The organism is Pseudomonas batumici (assembly GCF_000820515.1).
In the GTDB taxonomy this organism is placed as follows: domain Bacteria; phylum Pseudomonadota; class Gammaproteobacteria; order Pseudomonadales; family Pseudomonadaceae; genus Aquipseudomonas; species Aquipseudomonas batumici.
In genome coordinates this window covers 1-8,383 of record NZ_JXDG01000081.1, presented here as the reverse complement: position 1 = coordinate 8,383, position 8,383 = coordinate 1, and the positions used below count along the sequence as shown (strand labels likewise).

At 56.4% G+C, this 8,383-nt stretch carries 5 protein-coding genes; 2 read left to right on the top strand and 3 right to left on the bottom strand.

Annotated features, from left to right (window positions below; translation table 11 throughout):
• On the top strand, positions 1–195 hold a 195-nt coding region (locus UCMB321_RS31265), incomplete at its 5' end, for a hypothetical protein (RefSeq protein WP_209437219.1).
• Here the strand turns inward: UCMB321_RS31265 and UCMB321_RS28010 are convergent.
• The 3 genes from UCMB321_RS28010 to UCMB321_RS28000 all read right to left on the bottom strand — a co-directional run bounded on the left by UCMB321_RS28010 (position 182) and on the right by UCMB321_RS28000 (position 6,955).
• Positions 182–3,019: a hypothetical protein gene (locus tag UCMB321_RS28010; protein WP_157016089.1), complete on the bottom strand. Its 2,838-nt coding sequence runs from the start codon at positions 3,017–3,019 to the stop codon at positions 182–184. The genes UCMB321_RS31265 and UCMB321_RS28010 overlap by 14 nt on opposite strands.
• A gap of 35 nt (positions 3,020–3,054) precedes the next feature.
• Positions 3,055–5,439, bottom strand: coding sequence for a hypothetical protein (locus tag UCMB321_RS28005; protein WP_157016087.1), 2,385 nt, complete (start codon positions 5,437–5,439; stop codon positions 3,055–3,057).
• 94 nt (positions 5,440–5,533) lie between these two features.
• Complete coding sequence (locus UCMB321_RS28000; RefSeq protein WP_040071939.1) at positions 5,534–6,955, bottom strand: hypothetical protein; 1,422 nt, start codon at positions 6,953–6,955, stop codon at positions 5,534–5,536.
• 213 nt (positions 6,956–7,168) lie between these two features.
• Here UCMB321_RS28000 and UCMB321_RS27995 point away from each other — a divergent pair, with 213 nt between their 5' ends.
• Positions 7,169–8,200 (top strand): hypothetical protein, encoded by a 1,032-nt coding sequence (locus UCMB321_RS27995; RefSeq protein WP_157016085.1) that lies wholly within the window; start codon positions 7,169–7,171, stop codon positions 8,198–8,200.
• Positions 8,201–8,383: the final 183 nt, after the last annotated feature.

The window sequence follows — 8,383 nt, the reverse complement described above, 5'->3', positions numbered from 1 at the left end:
GCGCGGATCGACACCGCCTTGCAGGTAACTCATGAAGTTGAAGGCGTTGGAATGGACGGCAGTGGAGGTGGTCATGGGAATGAGCCTCAAGTCACGGAAGAATCAATAATGAATGCCGCGCCGCACTTTGAAAAAACCAGTGCAGCGCCGGCCTTTACCCCGTTTAAAGGACTTCGAGTGGTTAAAGCACCGTGATCAACAGCTTGTTTCGACTGTCCACAACGGTTTTTCCCGGAAAGCCCACATCCAGACGATGTTTATTGCCATTCATGTCCAACAACAGTAATTCCAGGGCGCCCTCCAGCGGAGTACGGTGCCGATACGCCACGTTATCCACACGATTCAAGGAAATCATCAAGCGCCCCTTGCCCACCGAATTTCCCGGGACCAATGTAGTGACTGGCCGTAGATCAGGAATGTATCTGGCCATTAACCCGGTATCAAAGGAAACCACCTTCGCTTCGTCGTCCTCACCCGTTTCATTGAACACATAACCGGTGTAGCTGAACATCTTCTCATTGAGCTGATCGCTCTCCCATTGCACCGTCGAGCGATTACTCAAGAACACACACTTGGCGAACAGTACCGACTGCCCATCGGCCCCCAGGTAATTCAGATACCAGTAGTCCGTGGTCGTCAGGAAATAGTCGTAATCCTCTTGCTCGGGTGGATTATTGCCGCCGCCATCAACGCGTCTCGGCCTGAAGTCATAGTGCCCAACATTGGTCACCGGCACTTCCTGGGGAAACAGCTCCAGGGTTTGCGGCGGCAAGGAACTTTTATCCGTCGAATTTTTCTCTTCCCAATATTTACTGATAAATCGGGCATGAAATTTCACCTTATCGCGGGCCCGCGTCTGCATATAAAGAATATCGTCGGACGCCCCATTCCTCGGCGCCCGAGGCAAACCATCCAGATCATACCGGGGCGTATTTCGCGCCCCACCGAAATTATTGAAGCGATTTTCAACAATACTCACGGCCCACTTATAAGGCACGTCGTCATCAAAACCCTCTTGAAAGTCATCCAACATGTCGACATCACCGCCGCTGCTATTGTAGACAATGGTCATCGTGCTTCTTTCTTCTTCGGTCAAGGGGTAATACTTGCCACCGACCGCCTCGGTTTCCACATGGATATCGATGGCCATCTGCTGATAACCATTGGCAAAAGCCCGGGGCTTGTCTGCCGTCAGGGTGAATGACGCGATATCTTTCCATGACGGTTCTTCGAGGAAGTCCGACAGCCGGATAACGCTGAAGCCGCGTAAAAAGACCGTCCCCTGAGCAACCACTTCGCAGGTGACCACGCTGACCGGCGAAGTGATCTGCGCCGGTGCGGTGAAATGCCCGCTTTCATCCACAGTGCCAAAGGCGTCGCCGCCGACCACCCGCCATTGTTCGTAGATAGCGTCGTGTTCGCCCTCGGCGCTCAATTGCACGCTGGCCGAACGCCCGAGGCCCGTGACGTAAGAGGGCTCGACCGTGAGCATATGCCGACCGCGCAGCAGCACCACCGTCGCCTCGATGGATTCGCCCGTCTGCGCATCCTGGACCTTGATTTTCTCCAGTGCCACGGACCCGTCGAAGGTCGCCGGCGGCGTATAGATCGCCGTCGTGCCAGTGGCGACCAGGCTGCCCAGTTCAGGTTGGCTCCAGATCGGTGCCGCCCCACTGTTGACCGACGCCTTGAACGTGATCGGCGTCCGCGCGTCGGTGACCCAGGCGGTACTGACCATGGGCGAAACGGCCAGCGCTTCGAGCGTGACCATGACCAGGGCCGAAGCCCGGTGCACGCGCTGGCTGACCGGATCGACATAACTGGCGGTGACCACGTTACGCACGGTTTCCTTGCCCAATTGCTGGGGAATGACCGCCTGGTAGCGCCCGGCCGTGATCGTGCCCGCCGAACCGATGGTGTTGATGCTGCGCGCGGACCAACTGACGTCGTCGGCATTGAGCAGGGTCTTGCCCGACTGCCGCACGTGGAACGTATGCGAGCCGCCGGCCTTCACGTACTGGAACAAGGAGTCCAGTTCGATACTGGTCAGGGTCGGGGCGATATTGCCCACCACCAGCAGGTCGTGAGGGGTGTGCCTTGAGGTTTCCTCGAACACATTCTCGCCCGGAAACAGCAGGCTGTGGAGCACATCCAGGCGATCCTCCTCGACATGCTCGCGCAACTCACTGGAGACCACCAGCGACGCCGAGTACAGGTCATTGCCGCTCCCGTCCTGGTCGGAAGGAATCAGGAACGGGAAAGTCTCCGCCGGGGGAATGGTGCCGCTGAACTCGTTGGCGCGCAGCTTGATAAACACCACCACCGCGCCATCGCCGTAGTTCGAGGCCCTGGCGATCTTGGCACCCGGCGCGGCCTGGGTCCTGATCTCGAACGAGGTGGGGGTCAGCGGGTTGTAGCCGGTAAAATCGAGCATGCCCAGGGCAAACACCCGCTTGTGCGCCGGCAAGCGTTGAAAGTGCTCCTGGATAAGCTGGCCGATAAATCGCTGCTCCTCGGCATACTTATCATCGGCCAGCGTGCACATGAACTTCACGCCCCGGGCCAGGTCCAGGGTGACCAGGCCCCGATGATCGACCACCCCCGGGGTCATCGTCAGATCGACCTCCAGGGTCACCTTGAAACCCTGTTGCTCGGAGACCGTCAGGCTCGACATCATGACCGGCGGCTCGCTGACCGCCTTCTGGAAAACCGTATAGGCGCCGGACATGACAAACAGCGTCAGCGTCGCCTTGGAGTTTGTCAGCGACGCCTCCTCGAACGACAGCAGGGGCTTGCTCAGGACAATCGAATCCAGCTCGGCCCAGACCGTGCGCTCGAAATTCAGATAGATGTGACCGCTCACCGGCGGCAGGAAGCTCAACTCGTTGAAGCCGGTCACAAACTGCTGTTGCAGTAATCGATTCAGGCGAGTGCGGTTGAAGACCGAAATCGCGCCCCAACCGGCCGTTACCGAGCGCCCCTGCATTTGACCGAGTATATCTGTAAGTGAGTTAGACATGATGACACCTGAAACGTAAATGACGGGAAGGACAATTAATGAGTCAGTGCCTGCATAACGGCGGGAAACTCGGTCAGGGGCAACGGCAGGACAAAATAGCCGTAGAAACTACCGACACCTGCAAATGAAAAACTTGCGATGATCACCGCGTAACGGTGTTCTCCGGCGGGATCGACCGTGTAGATACCCAAGGCGGGATCTATCGAGCCGGAACCGGCGGCTATTTCCCATTGGGCCGCGGTAATAGGACCTTCCACCGGATCCAGCACCGCCTCGAACTTGAGTTGGTTCGCGGGGAGCCCGGCAGAGCCGACGATACTCACCGCCAGGTTGGCGCCGCGATGATCGACCAACACCCGGGTGAGCTGGCTACGCCCGGTCAAGGCGTTGGTGACGCGGATTTCTTCTATATGATAAAACACCCCTGTTTGCTTCGGCCCCGCCGTATAGATATGTTCGTTCCGGTTTTCCGGATTAACCACGTTGGGCACTACACTGCCCGCGAAAGACTGATCCACCACGCTAAAGGTCAGGGCTCCGGTGCCCAGGCTTCCCGCCCAGACTTTCAATTTCTGCCCGGGCTCACAAACTTGAATCAACGGGTTGATGGTAATATCGCGAATCACCACCGATACCAGCGCCGAACTTTTATAGCTGCCTTTGGTGGCCGTGACTTTCACGCGCCGGTAATAACCGTTTATTTGCGCGGCGGCCGGCGCGGTATATTTTCCGCCGGTGGTAATGGTGCCCTTGGGCCCATTGTCACCCATGATATTTTCCACCGACCAGGTCACGCCGGTGACGCGGGGTTCAGTCTCAAACGTATGATTATCTCCGGCCCCCACCACGAACTCGGTGGGCGACACGGAAAAAGCCGTTGTCGTAGGATCGACCTTGGCAAAAAGGACCAGATCTCGGGGTAGTTTCATATCGTAGGGACTTGCATCTATTGCATGTCCAAAGGGTAGATTCAGAACCTTGTAAAACTCCAACTGAGACACAGTTTCTCGACTATTAGCCCACGTTTTCTGAAAAAAATCATACGTATAACTATTGGGATAAGGCGTATCGGTAAGTCTCTCTTTCAACATCCGCCAGGCCTCCCCTTCGGCCGAGAACGGTGGAGGAAGATTCACAGGCCGTACATTATCCCGAGGCCAGAATCCATTTGCCCCCGAATAACCGTAAACCAGACGAGGCGGGTAGCCACTGATTTCCTCAAGGCGGATTGGAAGCGGGCTATTCCAGAATACATCAGCTTTTACCGTACCCACCTCCGTGCCTGGACGAACAAATCGCAGTGTGGTGTCCTGAAGAATTTTAAAAGTCACATCAATACTTCCGTCCCCGCCAAAAACAATTTTTAGTGGTCCAGTGGGTTCCGCATAAGGATAAGTGAACGGATCGACATTCACCTCATAGTCCGCAGGCCAGCTCGTTTGACTAATGGTTCTCCCCGGAACCGTACAGGTACCTCCAGTCGCGGTAATTTGCGTGACTCTACCGTTGGCATTGGCATCACGATCTATCCGGTAAGTTACGCCCGTCAATGGACCAAATATCCGATTGGTAATCGGTGCATAGGTAATGATCTCGCGGCTGTACAATACCGTTGCCGAAAAATCCTTACCCGCATCATCCGGAATCAGGTACTTGAAATCCGAACCGGCGGTCGGCGTTTGTCCCAGGTTGCTGCCATTCATGGCCACAAAGACCACCAGCGCACCGTCTTCGTATTCCGCCGAACGCGGATTGCGCGCCTGTTCACTGGCTTGTTGCGCGCGCATCAGGAACCGGTCAGGGCGCATGAATGGATTGATCCCGGGCGCCAGCACCGACAGCGGATAGACCCGATCCACGACATCAATTTCCTCGAACTTTGCTTTGAACAACTCCCCCAACTTGTTATTCATGAATTCAGTCTGGCCATAACTGAGCTGGAAGTCGTAGCCCTTGCTCAAATCAAGAAGGACCCGTCCATCGTCACCGACCGTTCCCGCCACCTTCGGCAAATCCAGGCGCATGCGCACACTCGGTCCATCGAGCGGGTCGATGGAGTCGATCCGGATGGCCCGCTCGACACCCTGGCTCTGCTTCAAGGTGACCTGACTGCCGCCCACTACCCGCATGGTCAAGGCCATTTTGTCTTCCAGTGGATCATCGTCATCTTGCGTCGACAAAAACGCCAGGCGCGGATAATCCAGGGTGTAGTCGTAGAGATATTCCCGTTCCGATGTCACCGTGTCTTTACTGTCGGTAATCGGTTTCAGGTAATGCCCGGACGCGAACCGGCTGATATATTCCTGAAGTAAAAAGCGATTGAGTTTTTTCCTCTCCAACCAGAGGATTGCATCCCAACCCAATGTCCTGCTTCTGCCATCCAGCCATTGCAGCAAACTTGCCATCGAATTACCGGCCATGATCGTGTCCTCTTGAAGACTGTTAATCATTGCATTCGTTTGTCTGTCCGGGGCTGCGCTACTGCCTGCAACAGCCTCGGGGGGTATCGCGCGTCTACACCAATTCAATCGGGATGGCAGGGAACTCCAGATAGGAACTGCCTTCGTCAAAACTGACTTCAACGGAGACGGTCAACCTCGCGCCCACCCCCGCTCCGACCAGATAGGTGCGTGACAAGCTCGCCATGACCTTCCCGGCAGTGACCTGGTCGGCCCGGACTTCAAACGCGTTGAGCAAGTACTCCGGGGCAGCGCCCGAGCGCGTAGCCTGGATCGTCACGCGCTGACCCGGAGCCATGAATACCCAGCGCGGCAGTTCGAACTCGACGCCGCCGCCGGGCACATTGGCCAGGCGCAGTTTTCCCTCGGGCGCCAGGGCGCACTTGATAGTGCGAAAGTTGTTTTTGGCGATCGGGATCACTCGTAGGTCATAGGCTTTCGAAGTGGCCAGCGGTTGCCCGGGCAGCTTGACCTGATAATCGACATCCAGGCGCTTGCCCATATTGGCCGGAACCGCCGATGACGGGATCGCGAAACGCAGGGGCGAACCCGCCATGGGCACCGCCGTGGTGTAGTAGCCCGAGGTGCCGAAACCTTTCCAGCGCACCTCGATGCGCTCAGCGGTGCCCAGGTCCACCTCGGGATCCGCCACCACCCTGACCTCGCCGCCGGCCACCAGGTCTTGTGCCTCGATAAAACCACGATTGGGCACACCACCGTCTTCCGCCTTGGCGTCGACCACCACCGGCGCCTCGGGTTTCCAGGCAGGCCTGACGTCCAGCCGCAACGCCTCGGAGGACAGGGCCGACCCCACACGGGCATATTGGTAGGCAAGGCTCACCTGGGCGTTGAGGTTGTCCTGCCACCATGACTGCTCGAGCACAAAGTCGATATGCCCGCTATCGATCATCGCCTGATCGACCTGCGCCGAACGAATCAACAAGGGCAAGCCCAGCCGCCCGCTGGCATACAGCAACACCTGGTCACCCAGGGCGATCCCCGGATAGCCGGGGACTCGCACCTTCGTCCCATCGGGAAAATCCCCGGGGTCGAGGCTGCTATCGCCGTGGCCTTCGATGCCAGGGGCCGGCAAGTACGCGGCGCTGGGCGCAACGATACGAATCGTCTGCACCTCGGACGACTCGGGCAAACCCGTCGCACTGGCATAACTGACGGTATAACTCAGCTCGCCATGGCCATCCCGGATAAACAGCAGGTAGCTGTTGTCCAGCGGCCAGCTCACGGCCTGTCCGACCTCCTCGGCCCTCAGGGTCTTTTCGCTGGTGAACAGATCCGCGTCATCGGCGTAACCGGTACTGTCATACCCGCGCCAGGTGATCCTCACCTTGTCATTGGCCGCCATGCCCGGGTAGGGCGACACCACCAGCGTAAGGGCACCGGAACCTGGCAGGGTATCCGGGTTGATCGCCAGGTCATGGGACTCTCTTACTTGCGCCACCGGCAGGAGCATTTGCATATATAAAATTCCTCAGTCCAATCAACCTGATAAGCACTCATAACGGTTATTCGCAGGACATGAATGATGGAGTGCCAACAGGTATTTGAGGAATGTTATACGCCGGCCAAACAGCCCCGCCTACTAGCAGAACTGCTAGGTTGCCAAGGGTAGTTTTGCTGCTATTGTCTGGCCTATCAATGACTGTCATTGCGTATTGCTGGAGGCCCCGAAATGAAATCAAGCAGACCATCACAGTGCTCGTTTCTAGCCCTTTTGCTGGGCTTGATTTTATTCACATTGAATGTCAGCGCGGAAGAAGCCGCGACACAAAACAATGGCACCATCACGTTATTCAACGGAAAACAACATTGCACCATCGAGCTTCCCGACCCCGGAGAATCAGCCATTCACTATCTCGTCAAAACACCACTTTCTACTGGCCCCAACTATTATTGTGAATCCTATGGAAATGGCGGCCAATTTGAACTTCGCGATGTACCTTCCGCCACCAGGATATGGTTGGTCAACGGTAAGCCCAAAACAGGCCAGCTTGATTCTTTTCCGAAGAATTGCGGTCTTTATTTAGGGCAGCCCAGCCTCGGGTCTTATAACTGGTATGAACTGCTCACCATCAAGAACCCAACGACCGTGATCGAAACCGCACAAGACCAAGCGCCTCATACCAGTGACTTGAGCCTGCTGCAGGATGGACAGGTGGTCAGGCCTGGGCTGCGCTTGATCAAAAAGGAGGGCACCAGACTATCGGGTGAAATCAATTGCGTGAGGATTGAGCGATCTCCTGCCGTACCAACGGCAAATGCCGGACAGCCAGAAACCAAGGTTGCAGGGCCCGCGGTCAAGACTGACGAAGTGCCGATTGGGAAAATATCTTTTCACGGCGATCATCATTGCACGCTGAACTTCGTGACGGACCAGATAAACTTCAAGAATGGTGGCCCCTGCCGTAACGACGACGCCGTCACCTTTGAGCTGGAACATGTTCCCTCCGCTGCACAGATCTGGTTTTTTGACAACCCCGACTGCAACCCAGCGAAAGACAATAACTTCTGGTTCAAACTACTGACCATCAAAAAAGATTACTCTCAAGGGCCGGAAAGATTTGAAACGCTCGCAAGAACGCCTATCGGCAATGTAGTTCCGGGCATGCCTGGACTGCGCGTGATCGATAGTTATGTCAGGCCGGGCGCTCAAATCTACGGCAAACTCTCTTGCGTGCGAATTATTACTTCAGAACAACCTTGATCAGCGGAGCGCGGGGCATGCCTGCGCGCTATCAAACGCCTAGCACGCCGTCCACTGAGTGCCGACGGTGTTAATCATTGATTTATCCGTGACTTGAGGCTCATTCCCATGACCACCTCCACTGCCGTCCACTCCAATGCCTTCAACTTCATGAGTTCCGTGCAAGGCGGTGTCGATCCGCGC

Coding starts and splice junctions, on each gene's coding strand:
- UCMB321_RS28010 (WP_157016089.1), bottom strand. CDS start 3,019: ATGTCTAACTCACTTACAGATATACTCGGTCAAATGCAGGGGCGCTCG.
- UCMB321_RS28005 (WP_157016087.1), bottom strand. CDS start 5,439: ATGGCCGGTAATTCGATGGCAAGTTTGCTGCAATGGCTGGATGGCAGA.
- UCMB321_RS28000 (WP_040071939.1), bottom strand. CDS start 6,955: ATGCAAATGCTCCTGCCGGTGGCGCAAGTAAGAGAGTCCCATGACCTG.
- UCMB321_RS27995 (WP_157016085.1), top strand. CDS start 7,169: ATGAAATCAAGCAGACCATCACAGTGCTCGTTTCTAGCCCTTTTGCTG.